General features: G+C 33.5%; 19 protein-coding genes. All 19 read left to right on the top strand.

The features are described from left to right. Positions 1-102: 102 nt before the first annotated feature. Genes ABH968_RS04015 through ABH968_RS03925 form a run of 19 tightly spaced genes read left to right on the top strand, consistent with a single transcriptional unit; the run spans position 103 to position 18,609 of the window. Positions 103-1,242, top strand: a complete 1,140-nt coding sequence (locus ABH968_RS04015) for a class I SAM-dependent methyltransferase (RefSeq protein WP_370042758.1) — start codon at positions 103-105, stop codon at positions 1,240-1,242. 21 nt (positions 1,243-1,263) lie between these two features. Further along, positions 1,264-1,545, top strand: coding sequence for a phosphopantetheine-binding protein (locus ABH968_RS04010; protein ID WP_370042757.1), 282 nt, complete (start codon positions 1,264-1,266; stop codon positions 1,543-1,545). A gap of 7 nt (positions 1,546-1,552) precedes the next feature. Continuing rightward, complete coding sequence (locus ABH968_RS04005; RefSeq protein WP_370042919.1) at positions 1,553-2,797, top strand: beta-ketoacyl-[acyl-carrier-protein] synthase family protein; 1,245 nt, start codon at positions 1,553-1,555, stop codon at positions 2,795-2,797. Further along, the gene (locus tag ABH968_RS04000; protein ID WP_370042756.1) at positions 2,790-4,358 is read left to right on the top strand and encodes a phytoene desaturase family protein; all 1,569 of its coding nucleotides are present in this window, start codon (positions 2,790-2,792) and stop codon (positions 4,356-4,358) included. Before ABH968_RS04005 ends, ABH968_RS04000 begins: the two co-directional genes overlap by 8 nt. A 22-nt stretch (positions 4,359-4,380) precedes the next feature. Next, positions 4,381-5,115: an N-acyl homoserine lactonase family protein gene (locus ABH968_RS03995; protein WP_370042755.1), complete on the top strand. Its 735-nt coding sequence runs from the start codon at positions 4,381-4,383 to the stop codon at positions 5,113-5,115. Between the two features lie 14 nt (positions 5,116-5,129). Further along, entirely contained in the window at positions 5,130-6,479 is a 1,350-nt protein-coding gene (locus ABH968_RS03990; protein ID WP_370042754.1) for a phytoene desaturase family protein, read from the top strand. 12 nt (positions 6,480-6,491) lie between these two features. Then, complete coding sequence (locus ABH968_RS03985; protein ID WP_370042753.1) at positions 6,492-6,926, top strand: acyl-CoA thioesterase; 435 nt, start codon at positions 6,492-6,494, stop codon at positions 6,924-6,926. A gap of 18 nt (positions 6,927-6,944) precedes the next feature. Beyond that, positions 6,945-7,955, top strand: a complete 1,011-nt coding sequence (locus tag ABH968_RS03980; protein ID WP_370042752.1) for a hypothetical protein — start codon at positions 6,945-6,947, stop codon at positions 7,953-7,955. Positions 7,956-7,976: 21 nt separating this feature from the next. After that, entirely contained in the window at positions 7,977-9,125 is a 1,149-nt protein-coding gene (locus ABH968_RS03975; protein WP_370042751.1) for a BtrH N-terminal domain-containing protein, read from the top strand. Then, positions 9,122-10,240 carry a BtrH N-terminal domain-containing protein gene (locus ABH968_RS03970; protein WP_370042750.1) on the top strand — a complete coding sequence of 373 codons (1,119 nt, stop codon included), beginning with the start codon at positions 9,122-9,124 and terminating at the stop codon, positions 10,238-10,240. Before ABH968_RS03975 ends, ABH968_RS03970 begins: the two co-directional genes overlap by 4 nt. After that, the gene (locus ABH968_RS03965; protein WP_370042749.1) at positions 10,224-11,273 is read left to right on the top strand and encodes a BtrH N-terminal domain-containing protein; all 1,050 of its coding nucleotides are present in this window, start codon (positions 10,224-10,226) and stop codon (positions 11,271-11,273) included. The genes ABH968_RS03970 and ABH968_RS03965 overlap by 17 nt, the downstream gene beginning before the upstream one ends. Beyond that, complete coding sequence (fabZ, locus tag ABH968_RS03960; RefSeq protein ID WP_370042748.1) at positions 11,267-11,692, top strand: 3-hydroxyacyl-ACP dehydratase FabZ; 426 nt, start codon at positions 11,267-11,269, stop codon at positions 11,690-11,692. Before ABH968_RS03965 ends, fabZ begins: the two co-directional genes overlap by 7 nt. A gap of 22 nt (positions 11,693-11,714) precedes the next feature. Continuing rightward, positions 11,715-12,086 (top strand): hotdog family protein, encoded by a 372-nt coding sequence (locus ABH968_RS03955; protein WP_370042747.1) that lies wholly within the window; start codon positions 11,715-11,717, stop codon positions 12,084-12,086. Between the two features lie 24 nt (positions 12,087-12,110). After that, positions 12,111-13,283, top strand: a complete 1,173-nt coding sequence (locus ABH968_RS03950; protein ID WP_370042746.1) for a beta-ketoacyl-[acyl-carrier-protein] synthase family protein — start codon at positions 12,111-12,113, stop codon at positions 13,281-13,283. Between the two features lie 25 nt (positions 13,284-13,308). Then, positions 13,309-14,052, top strand: a complete 744-nt coding sequence (gene fabG, locus ABH968_RS03945; protein ID WP_370042745.1) for a 3-oxoacyl-[acyl-carrier-protein] reductase — start codon at positions 13,309-13,311, stop codon at positions 14,050-14,052. A 33-nt stretch (positions 14,053-14,085) separates the two neighbouring features. Further along, entirely contained in the window at positions 14,086-14,832 is a 747-nt protein-coding gene (locus ABH968_RS03940; RefSeq protein ID WP_370042744.1) for an SDR family NAD(P)-dependent oxidoreductase, read from the top strand. Between the two features lie 18 nt (positions 14,833-14,850). Beyond that, positions 14,851-16,215: an aminotransferase family protein gene (locus tag ABH968_RS03935; protein ID WP_370042743.1), complete on the top strand. Its 1,365-nt coding sequence runs from the start codon at positions 14,851-14,853 to the stop codon at positions 16,213-16,215. Beyond that, positions 16,212-17,672, top strand: coding sequence for a phytoene desaturase family protein (locus tag ABH968_RS03930; protein ID WP_370042742.1), 1,461 nt, complete (start codon positions 16,212-16,214; stop codon positions 17,670-17,672). Before ABH968_RS03935 ends, ABH968_RS03930 begins: the two co-directional genes overlap by 4 nt. A gap of 10 nt (positions 17,673-17,682) precedes the next feature. Further along, complete coding sequence (locus tag ABH968_RS03925; RefSeq protein WP_370042918.1) at positions 17,683-18,609, top strand: ABC transporter ATP-binding protein; 927 nt, start codon at positions 17,683-17,685, stop codon at positions 18,607-18,609. The last annotated feature ends 12 nt before the right edge of the window (positions 18,610-18,621 follow it).

Below are 18,621 nucleotides of genomic sequence, written 5' to 3'. Positions count from 1 at the left end.
GTTAAAAGTGTAAGTATATGTAAAAATATGTTTAAATGTATTTAAATTGGTAATTACCCAGAATATACTTGCTGGAAATTATGGGAAAGGAGTGAAAAATAGTTGGAGAATATTAATAAATGGATTGAAAATAAAGAAAAAGATCTTCATTTAAAAGTAGGATTAAATTTTTTAAATCAGTATGCAATTAGTATTATTTGTGAAATATTCAATAAGGAGAATATTTTCGGTAGTTCAAAAGCTTTGACGATTGATGAGATTATACAAAATAAAGGTTATAATATTGCAACTTCAAAAAGACCTTTAGAGTTAATGTGTAATTGGTTATGTTCAAAAAATATTTTGGAAAAAGTAATAGATGAAAATCAGGGAACTAGATATATGATTACCCAAACTATTCCATCCCCTGATTTACTACAACTTGAAAAAAGTGTGGTTGGGAAGACAATGCCAGGAGCAACGCAATTATTAAAGTTGCCACTTAAACATGCAAATGAAATATTTTTGGGCGAAATGTCACAAGAAGGTTTATATGCTCAGCAGTCTGTGTCACTATGGCAATCTTATTTTAGCCATCCTGGGATGTCTATTCCTTCAGAGATTGTTGCAGAATTCATATACGATAAAATAAAAGATAGAACGGAGCCAGTAACGATAATGGAAGTTGGAGCTGGTTCGGCTAATGGTACTCGAGCGTTATATGAATTGCTAGCTTCAAAGGATAAATTAAATTTAGTTAAGAAATTTATAATCAGTGATTTTTCAACTGATTTTATCGAGAATTGTGAAAAAAATATTAAAGATAGTTATGGCGAACAAGATATTTTTGAATTTAAACTATTTGATCTTAATATCTCACCTACAGACCAAGGGTTAGAACAAGCATCTGTAGATTTTATCTTAGGTGTTAATTGTTTGCATTATATTAAGGATTGGTCAAAACAATTTCAAGAGATTCATAGTATTTTGAAATGGGATGGGTGGTTATTATCCGCTGGGTATTTTAGAAACATTTTAGAGAAACCTTTTCATATTGAATTGCATGGCAGTTTTTTCGAAGAATACCATGATGTTATTTTAAATGAAAAGTACCGACCTGAATTTGGAATAATGACACCTGAAATATTTCAAAGTGCATTAATCGAGTCTGGATATTGTGAAATAGAAATTTGGCCACCGAGAGTGAGCTGGGAGAATTTCGATTTTTATTGTGGTGTTGTAGCTGGAAAAAAAATCCGTTAATAATAAAAGGAGAATTATATTATGGGAAATTTAACAGTAAATTTAGAGAATGAGATTAAGGAAATGATTGTAGATCGATTAGGATTAATAGATGTAGATATAGAAAGTATTGATAATGATGCCCCAATTTTTCTTTCTTTTGATGCAGATGGTTCAGGTCTAGGACTTGATTCTGTTGATGCATTAGAATTGGTTGTTGGATTAAATGAAGTTTTTGAAGTGCAGGTAACTGATGAAGATATGGCTATATTCCGTAATGTTTCTAGTATTGCAGATTTTATTCGTGAGAAAAAAGGGGTGTAAACCCGTGATGCTTAAGAACCCTATTCGAGTAGTGGTAACGGGACTTGGTGTTGTTGCTCCAAACGGCTATGATAAAGAAACATTTTATCAGGCATTATTGGATGGGAAATCTGGAATTGGTAACGTTGAACGAATCGAAATGTCTAATTTCCGCACTCAAATAGCAGGAGAGGTTAAAATTTCCTTTCCTGAAATGGCTAGAGAACATAACTTTGACCGGACTGTATCAATGGCATGTGTCGCCTTAGATGAAGCATTTAAGGATAGCGGTATAGATTCAACATATATAAGTGGATTAGGGATACGGGCTGGCATGAGTTTTGCTACTTCTTTAGGTGGAAATTCTAGAATGATGGAACATTTGAAAGAAGAATTGGATGAAAGAAAAATTCAGCCAGAATGGTTAACTGATTTAAATTTCTTTTCTAATTATATCGCTAAGAATGCTGGTGTTAAAGGGGCTATAAATTCAACCACATCTGCTTGTGCTGCTGGGACTGCTGCAGTAGGAATTGGATTTGATCAGATTAGATTGGGACGAGCAGATGTAATGATAGTAGGAGGCTCTGACCCTTTAACAGAGTTTTCAATTGCGGGTTTTCATTCCTTAAGATCTTTAAGTCCAACAGGAAGCAAGCCATTTGATGAAAATCGTGATGGGTTAGTTATTGGAGAAGGAGCTTCAATATTTATTTTGGAAAATTATGATCATGCTTTAGAGCGTGGAGCACATATATATGCAGAAATCATTGGGTATGGGCTAAGTAATGATGCATATCATATTACCTCCCCAGATCCAAACGGAGGTGGTGCTATCCGTGCAATGAAAATGGCATTACAAGATGCAAATCTAAGGCCAGATGATGTAGATTACATCAATGCACATGGTACTTCAACGTTAGTTAATGACAAAATGGAATTGAATGCCATTAATGAAGTTTTTCAAGATCACGCTAAAAAAATTTCTATTTCTTCAACTAAATCGATGACAGGTCATTGTCTAGGTGCAGCAGGAAGTATTGAATTAGCAGCTTGTGTTTTAGCAGTAGAAAGAGGTTTTGTTCCACCTACTGCAACTTTAAGTAAACCAGAAAAAGATTTTGAAGAATTCAGTTTAATTAAAAGCAAGAGTGTAAAAAAACCGATTAAAGTAGCAATGTCTAACTCCTTTGCCTTTGGTGGAAATACTGCATGTGTCATTTTAAAAAAGGCAGATGAATTGAATGTGAGAAAAGGGGTGCAATTTGACTAGTCAAGATTATGATGTAATTGTAATCGGTTCAGGGATAGGGGGACTTGCCTCGGCTAGTGCAATGGCTAGTAAAGGTTACAAGGTATTAGTATGTGAGGCTGAAGGAAGAATGGGGGGATATTGTCAGTCCTTTGACAGAAAAGGATTTCGCTTTAATTCATCAATTCATAAAATTGGTGGACCATTTCCTCGTTATTTAATTGAAAAATTTTTAAGCTTAATGGGAGAGAATAGTCAACTTGAGTGGACAGAATTTGAGGAATATGTTCAGGTAGATTCTATTAAGATAAATTCCGGATCAAAAACTTTAAATCAAGATTTGAAAGAATATTTTCCTCATGAGTCTACCCAATTAGATGTTTTCTTTTCTGATATTCGATTAGTATATAAAGAATTAATATATCTTGAAAAAAATCGAAATAATATTACTGCTTTTAATCCGACGGCAATGAAATTATTAATGCAATATCAAGTGATTACAATTGAACAATTACTTAATAAATATTTTCAAGATGAACATTTAAAAGGTATTTTATATGGACTTTGCGATGGTATGCCAGGACAAAGTGCAATAGTTTTAGTAGTATTTTTTAATTTACTAATTGGGAATAATTCAGTTCTTCCTGTTGGTGGTGCTGAAAGTATACTTAATATTATGCTAAAAGTTGTTGAAAAGGCGGAAGGAAAATTAATTTTAAATTCTCCAGTTGAACGTATTTTAGTTGAGGATGGTCATGTAATTGGTGTAGAGGTAAATGGACAAGAGATACTTAGTAAATTTGTAGTCTCTAATGCAGATATTTATACTACATATGAAAAATTAATTGGTAAAGAGCATATCCCGCCGAGGTTCCTTAATAAAATGCACAATGTTTGGAAACCAAGTTCATCTTGTTTTTCTGTTTGGCTTGGATTAGATTGTCCAATACAAGATTTGGGATGGAACGGGCAAAATGTAAACTATTACCAAGGTTATGATCGATTGTTTAATATGAAAGAAGACCTTGTCACTTCCGGAGGTCGCCTTCCAAAAGACGCCTTTTGTTGGGTAGGTACTTCTGCAAACCTTGACCCTACTGCATCGCCAAGTGGTTATTCTCAAGTTTCTTTAGGAATACCCATTTCGTACCAGTATGAAAATAGTTGGGGTATTGTAAACGGAAGAAGAGGACGAGAATATCGTGATACCAAAATGCGTTTAGCAGAACAATTAATTAATTCTGTAGAACAAATTATGCCAGGTTTACAAAAGCATATTTTTACTTCAACAATAGCGACACCACTCACTTTCGAAAGATATTCACGTAATGTAGGTGGATCATACTTAGGTTTTGCATTTGAGCCTGCATATTTACAAGATAGGATGAGACCAGAATCAAAAGGTTTACTACAGGGTTTGTATCTTAGTAGTAACTGGAGTTCAATGGGAGGTGGCTTTATAAAAGTAATGATGGAAGCTATAAGGGGCGCAGATTTAATGTTAATGGAAGATGGAAGAACAGATTTCTATGACTTTCAAAATAAATATTTTTTTGAACAGATGTCAAGCCTAAAAATATAATTTAATGAATAGGGGAACGATCTTGAAACGACCATCTACTGTGAGTATTCTGAATTGCGGAGAAATTCGTTTTAAAGGGGATTCAAATTGGATGCCCGTTCAGGCTTTCTTAATTCAAACATCTGATACAAATATTGTGGTGGATGCTGGATTTCATCCAGAAATATTAACGGACACAAAAGGATACTTAGGAATACTATCTACATTGATTGAATTAAAAGTAACTCGTGAAAATTTAATTGATAACCAAATTAAAAAACATGGGTTAACAGTTTCAGATATTGATAAAGTGATTTATTCCCATCTCCATTTCGATCATAGTGGAGGAGCTGTACTCTTTGAAGGGAAAATGCAAGAATTGGTACAGCTTGAAGAATTTAATTTTGCTCAAAACCCTAATTTTCAATTTGAATATAATAAAAAAGATATAGATTATGCTCAAAAATTCGAAAAAATTAATGGTGAATTCGATTTATATGGAGATGGGAAAATACAACTTATCCAAACACCTGGGCATTCTATTGGGCATCAATCTATATGGATTAGAGATTCTGAAAGTTATGATAAGTTGTTGTTGTGTGATGCTTCCTATACGGTTGATCAATTTATGAAGAGAGGACAATCGAAGTATCCTCATAAAAAAGAACAGGAGATTTCATCAATCAATCGACTGCATAAAATGATTGAAGAACGGCGTAAACCTGTTTTAGTTTATGCTGGTCATGATGCTACTCCTCAAATAATTTCAGTTAAATGATGGAAGGTAAATTTATGGAGGAAAAATTTGTTGACGTTGTTGTATTAGGTGACAATTTGACTGCTATTACTTCATCGATTTTGTTAGTTAAAAGAGGATTTTCGGTTCAACGCATCGGTGAGCACCCAGTTTTCGATCAGTACCCTTGTTTTCCGCTTTATCATCAAGACGCGGATCAAGGGATTCTTGGTTCTATCATAAAAGAAATAGATTTGACAATTCCAGTAAAACCAATTAATCATATTGATAATTCGTTCTTTCCAGATTTTACATGGAAGAGAACTCGTTCTTTAAAAGAACAAAAGAATTTATTATTAGATTTCTTTCCAGAGTATAACGAATCAATAAATGAATATTTTAATGTAATTGAAGGGCTTGGGAAGGAATGGTCTATTCTATTAGAATCTAATGGGGGATTAAACCCAAAGGAAATTCCATATTCAATTAGATATAGTAATCTTTCTTATGTTAATTATATTGAAAGCTTATTTAATGGAAATCAAAAACTTATTGGTATACTTTGTATTTCCCTTCCGAGTAGTGATGTTGCTTTGACTGTAATGGCTGGATACTTATATGGACAAGTTTTTGATAGTTGTATAATCGATGGTGGAATTCAACGAATTTATCAACAGATGGAAAACATGTTAAGGGAAGGGAATGTATCTCTAGACAAACCAGATATTCCTATAATTATCACACAACAAAATCCTGGTTATAAGGTGCAATATCAAAAAAATTTAGCGTGCTTTGCTAAATGTGTACTCGATACAAGAGGAGATATGCAAAATAAAAGCAGTCGATTATGTTCGGATTCTAAACTAACGTTTTTGAGTATTTTACTAGAGCTAAAGGAAGAAATACATGGTATCCCACATACTGAAATTTGGTACGATTATCCTGACTATGATTTGAATTCATATTTCAAAAGGTTAGAAAATGGGATTCTACCAACTGATATCGCTTATATTTTGTGGAATACGCATCCTAGGATGGGAAGAGCGCAAGTCGAATTACGTATAGATATCCCATTGATAGCTCTGGGGGATAGAGAAAAATATAATAAAATAATACATCAGGTTTTAGAAAAAATAGAATTTAGAATTCCAAACCTTAAAGACAAAGTTGCTAATATAGAAATATTCACCCCAGAGATGCATGCTGAAAGGACTCATTTAAGTGATGGTTCAGGTACAAGATGGGCATTTTCAGTTAAGCAGGTATTCAAAAATCCAATGAAATTAGAAGTAGCTCCAAAGTATTTTAGTACACATGATTGGGGATTCGCATGGTTTTCCGTAGCTTATATTGCTGCAAATCAAATTACTGCAAAATTAAAAAATGTTAAAGAAAGCATGAGATGAGGGGAGTAAATTTTGTCGAAAATTTTTACATTTAAAACAACTCCACGATTCAGCGATACGGATGCTTATGGAATTGTACATCATAGTAACCATTATAAGATGTTAGAGGAAGCTAGAATTAATTATGCAAATTGTGTTCTAGATTTATCTATGGAGGATTTTAATGATTTAGGATATAAATTCCCTGTTATAAAAAGTGAATGTAATTATAAAGTTCCCATCTATTACGGGGATACTTTAAATATTGATATTATCTTTAGTATTGAGAAAGCAGCTAGATTAACTTTTTCTTATACAATTTATAATGAGAGAACTAAACTAATTCATGCGACGGCTAAGACTTGTCATGTTTTTATGAAGCATGATGGAAAGCTTTGCTTAACTTATCCGGATTGGTTTATTGCAAAGATAAAATTAGCTCTAACGGAATATCAAATAGATTACTAAAAAGGGAAGTAGAAAACGATGGTTCTAATGAAGGAAAAGATATATTTTCCAAAATTATTAACTTTTCACGAGACATCAAATAATATATTGATTAGTGCTGTCAGAACTAAATTAGCTGCAGATGGACTTCGTATTAGCCCATCATTACTCTTATTACTTGGTCAAGGAATTGATTTTTTTTATCAAAGTAAAAAAGATAAGGAGAAATTTGTAGGCAATGCATTCGCAGCTAATCCTCAGTTATTGAGAGATTTATGTTTACCATTAGGATTGTACCTGGAAGATTTCCGAACAATTGATATTAGACGTTTGCAACTAGATATTAAAAGAAATCTTCTTTTAAGAGTTGCTCCTCCAATGTTAGAACTACCTGGTTATCTACTAGGTCGTGAATTTGAACTATATCCGAAAGTATTAACCCTTGTAGCAGGATTATCTGAAGATGAATCCAAAATCATACTTTTACATCCTACAAGAAAAGAATACCTATCTATTGATTACTCATCATTAAGTAATATTTGTCAAGCGAATGGTGGTATAAGATGGTTAATGATAAATAGTCCTTCGTTTTCAAAACCAGTTTTTCCATCTTTAGATTTAGGAATAACCCAAGCTTTACAGTTATGGGCATTTCGTAAATTAAATACAACGATGGGAATGAATATATTAAGAGGAGAACAAGCTTTCCAGAAGTGTATAAACGATCTCCATCTTATTAGTAATATTTCAGATGAATTTATTCAGGAACAATACTTCCATCACTTATTAAGTAATATGAATTTTGAGTTTGGAGTTACTTGGGGTAGAGACCTCCTAGTAAATGCATTACAGGAGGCTAATTCCTATATACCTGTTGGACATATTATACAGGATGCTGAAAAACTGGTGGAAGATTGGATGATATGGACAGAAATCATAAACACTAGTAAGGAATGCTATACTACTGTTTCAAAACTAGCAATTGAAAAACTAATTGAAATATCTACTTTAGAAAAAAAAATCGCAGAGTTTTTATTAACTCCACAATAGTTAGTTGAGGTGGTTAAGGAAATGATATTGAGTCAATATCCTCATCGTTTAAGTATCTCCTGCCGTTTAGGTTCTTTAAGAGATGTTCTCGAATATCATGGTTATCCCTTTAGTGAAGCAATGCTATTTGGTTTAGCTAGCGCATTATCATTCGCTTATGTTCGGCCAAACGAAAAATCAGATAATACAGAGTTTATTTTGATTAATGGCTCAATTCATTTCGATTACCATGAGATAAGCTCGTTATTAAGGTTGCGCTATTCCAATTATCTCCCTAAAGATAATATAGAAGCATGGGAATTAGCTCGACAAATTATGGAAGATAGGCAGCCTGTTTTATTAAGTGCTAGTCTACCTATATATTTACCTTACTTAAAATCATCCCAAGTGACTTCGGCAAATCCAACCCAATTAAGTGAGAAACAGCAAAATTTTATTCAACAATCTCAACAAATTTTTTCTAGACTTCGAACTCCTGTTGGTAATCATATTACCCAATTAATAGGGTTTGATGAAGATAAGGATGAAGCATATATTGTAGAAAATAATATATCTATGGTTCAAACAATTCCACTTTCGGTATTAACTGAATCACGTAATCCTGGAATGGATTGTATTAAATCCCCTAATAATGAAATGATGGTATTTTATCCGCCTCAGAAAATGCCTTCTATAAATTTTGCTATTAAAACAGCTATTTTTCGAATGGTTCATTCTTTTTTATATACCAGTTATCCTTCTAGTGGATGGAAAGCAATTAAGAATTTGAAAGAAGATTTGCCATATTGGCCAGACCTTATGCCAAATGAAAAGCTACAAAATTCTCTTTTCATGATGTATTACTTGTCGGAAACCACAGGTGGAGGAGGATTTTACCGGAAACTATATAGTCGTTTCCTTTTTGAGGCATCAAAGATTCTTGAAGATCCGGTATTACTTGAATGTTCTATGGGATATCGAAAAATTGCGAGTATATGGAGAGAATTTACAACTGCTTGTATGAAGGGTGCTTTTCAAGCTGAAGAAACTGTACGTAATCCCGAGATATTCGAATTGTTGAACTTACTAGTTATTCATGAATATGAACTAGCCAGAAAATTAGAGTCTCATATAAATTTGGGACAAGAAAATGATTGGCGTATTTATGAATTAGGAGGAAATAAAATATGATGATTGCCGATTTTCCCCATAGAATAAGCTATACGAGTAGCGCGGGAAACATAAGGGATCTGATGGAATATGAGGGATATAAGTTCACAGAAGCGATGTTATTCGGTTTAAGTAAAGGTTTGTCTTTTGAATATGTTTTGCCAGAGGAGACAAAAAAAGCGGTTGATTTTGCAATGATTTCTGGTGATACACACAACCAATTTGAAGAAATAGCTTCATCACTTCGAATACATTATGCCTCTTGGGTTCCTAGAGATAGTGATACAGGATGGGAACACATAAAAGAGCTTTTAAAAGAAGGTAAACCAGTCTTCTTAGAGGTTATTTTATCTGTTTATTTCAAATACTTGGATAGTTATGTGCCGAATGTAAATACTTCACATAAGGGAACGAATAATTTCGTTTCTACTGGGGATCGTATGTTTTCGCGTCTACAGACCTTAGCTGGTACCCATATAACTATTCTAATTGGGATAGATGAGCAAGAAAATTGTGCCTATCTCATTGAAAATAACCTACCAATTATTCAAAAGGTCCCGCTTGATATTTTAAAGAGTGCATGTAACCCACTAACAGAGGTTACTAAACATCCTAGAAATCGTTACAGTGTGTACTATTTACCTACAAGATTTCCAAGCATTAAGGAAGTAACCCAAAATGCAATATATAGCAATATGCACTCATTCTTATATACAAGAAGAAAATTCTATGGAATTAATGCAATTGAACGTTTAGCTAAACAAATGCCCAATTGGCTTGAACTAATGCCACACGAACAAGTAAGTATAACAATGGGTATGATGTTATATGTTTCAGAAAATGCAAGTGATGGGGGATTCTATAGAAGTCTGTATGCAGAATTTCTTAGTGAGGCTGCTGATATTCTTGGAGAATATAGACTGAAGGAAATATCGGAAGATTACAATAATTTAGGGCTTATGTGGAGAAATATAAATAAAATGTTAGCTAATGGAGTGGGTTTTCCTGAACAAGTCTTAAAAGCAACTGATTTGAATGTTTACATTAATGAAATTGCAGTGGAAGAAAGGAAAATAGCTGAGAGGTTGTTAAGTTTAGCTGAGACTTGGGGGATTGAGAATGAAAGTTTTATCTAATTGGATTAATGAGCATCGTACGGGTTCTCATTGTGCTTCAACAGCGATGCGAACTATTTTTTCAGGATACGGCTATTGTTTTAGCGAAGATTTTTGTTTTGGGTTAGGGAGTGGCCTTGGGTTTACCTATCAAAAATATCAATCAGTAGACTATTACTTCTTTACTGGACGTAATGAGAGTCTAGAAGAAAATGCAGTGGGTATTCTAGGGGGATTTATTGAAACAAAGAGAACAGACGACCCAATAATTGGTTGGCAATGGGCAAAGAATTGGATTGATTTAGGTGTTCCAGTCATTCTTGATTTAGATATGATGTATTTACCTTATATGAAAGATAAATTACGCCTTCAGCAATCCTTCCATTTTGGTTTACATAATGCTATTTTGATTGGATATGATGAAAGAAGAAATATAGCTTTTTTACTAGATTATATGTGGAATGAGGTAATAGAAGTAACATTGAAAGATTTAGAATATGCCCGTAATTCACAAACCTCACCTATTAAACCTGATAACGGTTTAAAAGCAATAATATTGCCAAAAGAAAAGCGGGATCTAAATCAAGTGATAAAAGAAGCTAACCGAACGAACATTTTTAGAATGAAAGAACCTTTTGCATTTAAGATGGGTCTCCCTGGTATAAAACTTTTTGCACGAGAGATAAGAATGTGGAAAACAACATTGACTGAAAAGGAACGACAAACTCATGCTTATATGGCATCGGTCCTGTTTGAAAAGGTTGGAACAGGCGGTGGGAATTTTAGAAGAATGTATGCTCGTTATCTCAGAGAATGTGCAACAATAACAGGGAATACTGAATATCATCAAAGTTACAAAAACTATATGGAGTTATTTAAATACTGGCGTCAGTTAGCAAAGTTATTTGATCTTGGTTCAATAGATGCTAATGCTGGAATATTTGATACAGATCCTCAAATAGAAATATTACTAGATCAGTTGGTTGATTTAGAGTATAAGGCTATGGAACATTTAGAAAACATAGTCATGGAGGAAGGTGGATTATTATGTTGAATATTCAAGAAATTAGAAAAGCGTTGCCTCATAGATACCCATTTTTAATGGTAGATAAAATTATAGAAATTATTCAAAATCAAAGAGTTGTTGGATATAAAAATATTTCAATTAATGAACCATGGACTAAAGGACACTTTCCTGATGAGCCTATATTTCCAGGAGTATTAATATTAGAAACTATGGCTCAAATTGGAGGATTTGCATTTTGGTCGCCTAATTCCACAGATGAACAACTGAGAGGGTACATATCAAGTATGGATAAAATAAAATTTATTCATCCTGTTTATCCTGGAGATAGATTAATAATCGAGGCTACAGTAAGTGCTAAGCTGAATCAGCATGCTCAAGTTATTTGTGTGGCAAAAGTAGATGAAAAAATAGTTGCTAAATCGGTTATTTCATATGTATTTAAATAGGAATAAAGTAAAGAGTATTTTAATGCAAAGAGAACCCATGTTGATGATAGAGTCAATTCAAAAATTGGACTTGAACACTCTTATTGCCATTCCAAATTATGATGAGATATGGGTAAATGATGATAAGGTTTCCATGGTTAGTATTGTATTAGAAGCAATGGGACAGTCGGCAGAGATTTTATGGCGACTTAACGGGTTAAATGGTAAAGCTTATCTTTCGAAGATTGAGAATGTTGAATTTAGTTTTTTTGGATTATTTCCAAGTGATGGAGTGAAAATAAGAGCTGAAATTGTAAGTTCATTTGGTAGTTTTAAAAAAAGTAAAATTGTTTATGAATATAAAGATAAAGCATTATTATCTATTCAAACAATACATTTTTTTAACAAGAGTTAATAATTAATTAGGAGGGAACTTATGGTGCGAGTTGTAGTAACAGGGGCTGGAATATTATCTCGTATAGGAACTGAAATTGGGCAATTTTGGGATAATGTTGTCAAGGGTGAATGTGTTGATGAAAAAAATATAATTCTTGAATTACCTTCATTGGCTAATATGAGAACAGTAAATAGAATGGATAGATTTTCTCGTTTAACTTTACAGGCTACCTTAATGGCGATAAAAAACAGTCAAATGGACTTAACTCAACTGAATGTTGAGAAAATTGGGACTGTTTTTAGTACTGTATATGGATCTTTGCAAAGTAACGAAGCCTTTGCTAGAAAACTATTAACTAGTGGTTCTGATTTCACAAGTCCAACTGTTTTTACAAGAACTGTAGCAAACGCTTGTATTGGTCAAGTATGTATGAATACAGGACTTAAAGGAGTAAGTACCATGTTAATGGGAAGCAGTAGTATTGGATATTCATATGATTTGATTTGTATGAGAAAAGCAAATGCAATTATTGCTGGAGGAGTAGAAGAATATCATGCAGATGTTGCAAAATCATATAAAGAGCTTGGATATACAACTGAAGATGACTTTAATAAAACAACTATATGTAGACCTTTAGACTTGAATCGTGACGGTATTTCAATTCGTGAAGGAGCTGGAGTTGTTATTGTTGAAGAGCTTGATCATGCGGAAAAACGTGATGCACCAATTCTATGTGAAATAAAAGGATATGGAGGTGCTTTTTCAGAGGTAAGCCCGGAGAGGGCGTTAGCACCAATGGATAGTAAGCCGTTTGAAAATTCAATGCTTTCAGCTTTATTAGATGCAGACTTAGAGCCAAAAGATATCGATGCTGTTATTTTTTCAGCGAGCGGTTCACGTTATGGAGATTTGGCTGAAGCTTTAGCTTTTCATAATGTGTTTGGTAAATACGCAAAGGATATTCCTATTACATCTGGAAAAGGTATTATTGGAGAGACAATAGGTGCTTCAGCTTCTATTGGATTCATAATAGGTGCTCTCAGTTTAAATCATCAATTATTACCAAAAACAGCTGGGTACTCTAAACCAGATAGTGAAATTCAATTAAATGTAGTAACAGAATCAAAAAAAATGTCTATTGAAAATATTTTAATAAATAGTTTTGATGTTGGAGGGAATCTTTCAAGTATTATTTTATCGAAAATGGTCAAGTGAAAATTAATTAGAAATGAGGTAGGACATGAGGTTAAAAGGGAAGGTAGCAATTATTACCGGTGGATCAAGAGGGATTGGTCAAGCAATTGTAAAAAAGCTCGCTGAAGAAGGCGCAGAGATTGCTTTCACTTATAACTCTGATAAAGAAGCTGCAGAGAAAACGACTAAAGAATTTTTACAAAATGGAATTAATATAAAAGCGTATCAATTAGATATAAAAAGTTTATCGCAAATAAAGTCTTTTATAAAATCTGTATTAGATGATTTTGGTAGGATTGATATTTTAGTGAATAATGCAGGTGTGACAAGAGATAGTTATCTAATGATGATGGGGGAAGACGCTTGGAATGATGTAATTGACACAAACTTAACTGGACTATTTTACATAACTAAACAGGTGTTGCCCACAATGATTAGACAAAAAAATGGGTCTGTTATCAATATAACTTCAGTAGGTGGCCTTATTGGAGTTGCTGGTCAAACAAATTATTCCGCTGCAAAGGCAGGTATCATTGGTTTAACCCATTCGTTAGCAAAAGAAATATCTGCTAAGAAGATTCGTGTAAATGCAGTTGCACCAGGGTATGTTGAAACAGATATGTTAAATAAGTTAACAGATGAATTAAAAGAAAAATATAAAGAAACTATCCCCGTAAAGCGATTTGGAAGGCCAGAGGAAATTGCTAATGTGGTTGCTTTTCTCGCCTCAGATGATGCTAGTTATATTGTCGGACAAACAATTGTGGTTGACGGAGGCTTATTGAGTTAGAGGTATATTTAGTTAAATGTAGGGCGGGATTATATGTTTACATTAAAAGGACATACAACTTTTATTACGGGAGCTTATGGAGGATTAGGAGCTGCCTGTGCCAAGTTATTTGCTCAACAAGGATCAAATTTGATCTTATTTGATAAGAATGAAAATATCGTTAATTTAGCTGAGGAAATTGGTACAAATGCTATTGCCTTTGTGGGTGATGTAACGAGTGAAATAGATTTAGAAAAAGCCATTTCTTTAGGAGTAACTCAATTCGGTAGTATTGAAAATATGATATGTTGTTCGGGAATTGTACGAGCAGGTGCTGTAACTGATACGAAGATATCTGATTGGCAAAATGTTTTTGATGTAAATGTTCTGGGAGTATACCTTAGCTGCAAGGAAGTACTACCTATTATGGAAGCTCAAGAATATGGAAGAATAGTTACAATTTCATCGCATTTTGGACTTGTAGGTGCTCCGCGTTTAGCTGCATATAATGCTTCCAAAGGTGCGGTAATTCAATTGACTAAATCTATAGCTTTAGATTATGGAAGAAAAAATATACGTGCTAATTGTTTATGCCCTGGAATGATGAAATCAGATATGTTTAAAAACATATTAAAACAAGTAGGGAATGCTAGAGATTGGGTCGATTTAATGAGGGGATTACCAACTGGGGAATTAGAGCCTGAAGATATAGCAAAATCTGCACTTTTTTTAGTATCCTCTGCAAGTAATACAATGAATGGGTCAGTATTAGTGGCAGATGGCGGCTATACTGCAAGATAAAGGAGGCGATTCTTACTGATGAAATATTCGTATATTGATGCTTCACGAGTATGGCATTGTTGGAATCAAATGGATGTGTATTTGAAACAAATGTATACTCTTATTGAAAAATCAGAAGGAAATATTCTTACGGATCAAGAGGGAAAAAACTATTTAGACGCTAATTCATCTTTATGGAATGTAAATATTGGTCATGGGCATCCTAAAGTAATTAATGCAATAAATAAGCAGTTTCAACAGTTGGATAATACTTCTTTATTTTTGACGACAAACGGACCAGCAATAGAATTGTCTAAAAAACTGTCTGAATTGACTGGAAATCGATATCCTCATGTTTTTTATACTAATAGTGGTTCAGAATCAACAGATACTGCGATGAAGATGGTTAGACAGTATTTTTATAACAAAGGAAAATCAAAAAAATGCAAGTTTATTAGTTTAAAAAATGCATATCATGGGAGTACATTTGGTGCGATTAGTGTTTGTGGAATAGATTATGATAAAAGACCATTTGGGGACTTAATTCCAGGTTGTATTCAAACAACATCCCCCGATCTGTTTCAGAAACCTGCAAATATATCTGAAACAGAATGGATTGTTTCTTGTGTTAAAGATTTTGAAACATTGATATTAAAAGAAGGTGCCGATACAATAGCTGCATTTATATCTGAACCAATACAGGCTTCTGAAGGCATTGGAATAATTCCTGATTTATATTGGCAGGAAATTAGGAAACTTTGTGATCAATATGAAATTATCTGGATAAGTGATGAAATTGCAACTGGCTTTGGGAGAACTGGTAAAATGTTTGCTGCTGAGCATTCGGGAATCTGGCCTGACATTATGTTACTCGCTAAAGGTATAACTAGTGGTTATTTTCCTTTGGGAGCAGTTATGGTTAAATCTGAAATATTTGAGTGTTTTTTAGGGAAGGTTGATTCTGGGAAAGAATTTGTGCACGGATTTACTACGAGTGGACATCCAGTCGCATGTGCAGCAGCAATTGCTAATATTCAAGTTATAGAAGAGGAAAAGTTAATCCAGAATGCAGCAGAAATAGGCGAATATTTACTTTCACGATTATTAGAATTTAAAGATAAAGAAGGAATAATTGATATACAAGGTAAGGGACTTATGTTAGGAGTTCAATTGTCAGACCAATTAGGCTCTGGCCCCATAACAAATCAATGGCCAATCTCAATGCTATTTACCAACCTATTATCTAAAAGAGGGATACTTGTACATGCGGCAGGAACCAATGCTGTTGTTTTAGCTCCTACACTAACATTTACTAAAAAAAATTGCGATGATTTTATTAAAGAGTTTAATTATGTTCTAGAACTTTTGCAAAAAATTAAGACGATGAAAGTGTTAAATTCATGAGTATAAAGGGTCCGGATATTATTATTATTGGAGCAGGCATAGCAGGGTTGGCAACGGGAGCAAATTTAGCTAGTGAAGGTTTATGTGTATGGATCATAGAGCAGAGTGATACTGTAGGAGGATACGCAGGTGGATTTGAGCGTGGAGGTTATCATTTTGATATAGGCGCACACCATATTGGGGGATTCAAGTCAGATGATGTTATAGATCGATTGTTGCGTAAACTTAAGGTTCGAGAGAAGATAGAAGTTATATCCAGCGAACCGATACTAGGGATTTATGGAGAAGATAAGATTAATATCCCTTTTTCTTTAAATGAAATGGAAGATGTGTTACTTGATTATTTTCCTAGGGAATCTATGGGGATTAAGGTAGTAATGGATGATTTAAAGTCATTTAGTACTGCATTAATAAGAAACGATCAAAACAAAATTGTTAATTTCTTTAGAATGTGGAGTGGAAAATCCTTTGCAGAGTATATTCTTTCAAAAATCCCTAATAAAAAAGTATTAGGAATTTTATCTGCACTTGGTCCAGGTTACGGTGGAATATCTGCAAATGGTTCTGCCTTCACAATGGCAAGTTTACTGGCCTCTTATAATGAAGGTGCCTATTATGTAAAAGGTGGAACTTATAAGTTACCGAAACTTCTGATTGAAACGATTGAAGAACACGGAGGACGGCTATTAAAAAATACTAAAGTGGAAAAAATAATAACAGAAAATTCACAAATAGTAGGGGTTAAAGTTAGGGATAGAGAAAATAAATTAGAAATAATAAAAGGGAAATATGTAGTTTCTGCAATTTCCATAAAGCAAACATATAGAATGCTAAATCAAAATGATGTTAATATTCGATTTGGCCAAAGATTAGAACAATTAGCTACTGGCCCTTCTGCTCTGAGGTTATATGTAACTCTAGCACCTACTTATAGTCCTGAAGTCAGCGATAAAAGTTATTTTCCAAGTTGGAATGCACAAAACTGGGATAAAGATTTATGTTATCGTTCAGATATTCATCAGGGTAAAATCGTTCCTATCACATTAACATGTTTTCCTACTAAAATAGATTCCACTTTATCACCTAATAATGGACATATAATGTTAATGACAATTCTAACTAGAGAAGGTTTTTATGATAATGACGAAACAGAAATATGTAGATTAAAAGAAATTGCAGAATTCATTTCACCTGGAGTAGTATCACATATTAAAAGTATAGAGTTGGCAACTCCAAAAACTTTTGAAAAGTATACATTAAATGATGAGGGTTCAGTTTTCGGATGGGACCGTACACCAATCCAAAGTTTACGTACAAATGCACTTGTAGCTGGTATTGGCATAAAAGGTCTGTTTATTACCGGACAGTGGGGACCTAATTTTGGGGTATACGGTGGATTCTTAGAGGCAGAAAACTTATCACAAAAAATAGTAAGTGAATATAAAGAGGTGAAGTAATATGACTGACATTCTGGAAATAAAGAATCTTACTAAATCTTTTACCAATGTAAATATAATTAGTGATCTCACCCTCAATATTAAAAGAGGAGAAGTGTATGGCTTAATCGGGCCAAATGGTGCAGGGAAAACTACTTTAATCAGTATAATTTGTGGATTGATAAAACCTACAAAAGGTTCAATCACTTTTGATGGTGAAAATATCCTTGGAGATAATGCAAAATTAAAAAAGCTTTTAGGAATAGTTCCTCAAGATATTGCTCTTTATTCAGCGTTAAGTGCCAAGGATAATTTGCTTTTTTGGGGAAGAATGTATAATTTAAGCGGAGAGGAATTAAAGGAAAGAGTAGCTGAATGTTTAAAATTAGTGGGCTTAGATGATAGAGCTAATGAAAAAATTAGTACTTTTTCTGGCGGTATGAAAAGAAGAATAAATATTGCAGCAGCTATTTTACATGAACCTGAACTACTTATTATGGACGAACCTACAGTTGGTATTGACCCGCAGTCAAGAAACCATATTTTAGAGACTATTAAGCAATTAAATAGTAACGGTATGACAGTTATATACACGTCTCATTATATGGAGGAAGTTGAATATTTATGTGATCGAATTGGCATAATAGATCATGGAAAATTAATTGTGCAGGGAACCATTAAAGAGGTTATTCTTCAAATTGGGAATGAGTCAAAAGTCTTTTTTTCACTTCAGAATTATAATGAAGGTTTATTAGGAGGTATAACTCAGACCGTACCTGGAATAGTTGAAATTGAATCGAATAAATTGATGATTAGCACTGAGAATGTTCATCAAACTTTAATAGAAATATTAGAGGCTGTTAGAAATCTGGAAGAAAGTCTTGCAACAATTGATATTCTTTATCCAAATCTAGAAACTTGCTTCCTCCAAATAACTGGGAAATCCCTTAGGGATTAATTGGGGGGAACT

The sequence above is a fragment of the Lysinibacillus sp. RC79 genome (assembly GCF_041262405.1).
Taxonomy (GTDB): Bacteria; Bacillota; Bacilli; order Bacillales_A; family Planococcaceae; genus Lysinibacillus.
The sequence above is the reverse complement of the archived record's forward strand: the minus strand, read 5'-3'. Positions and strand labels throughout refer to the sequence as shown.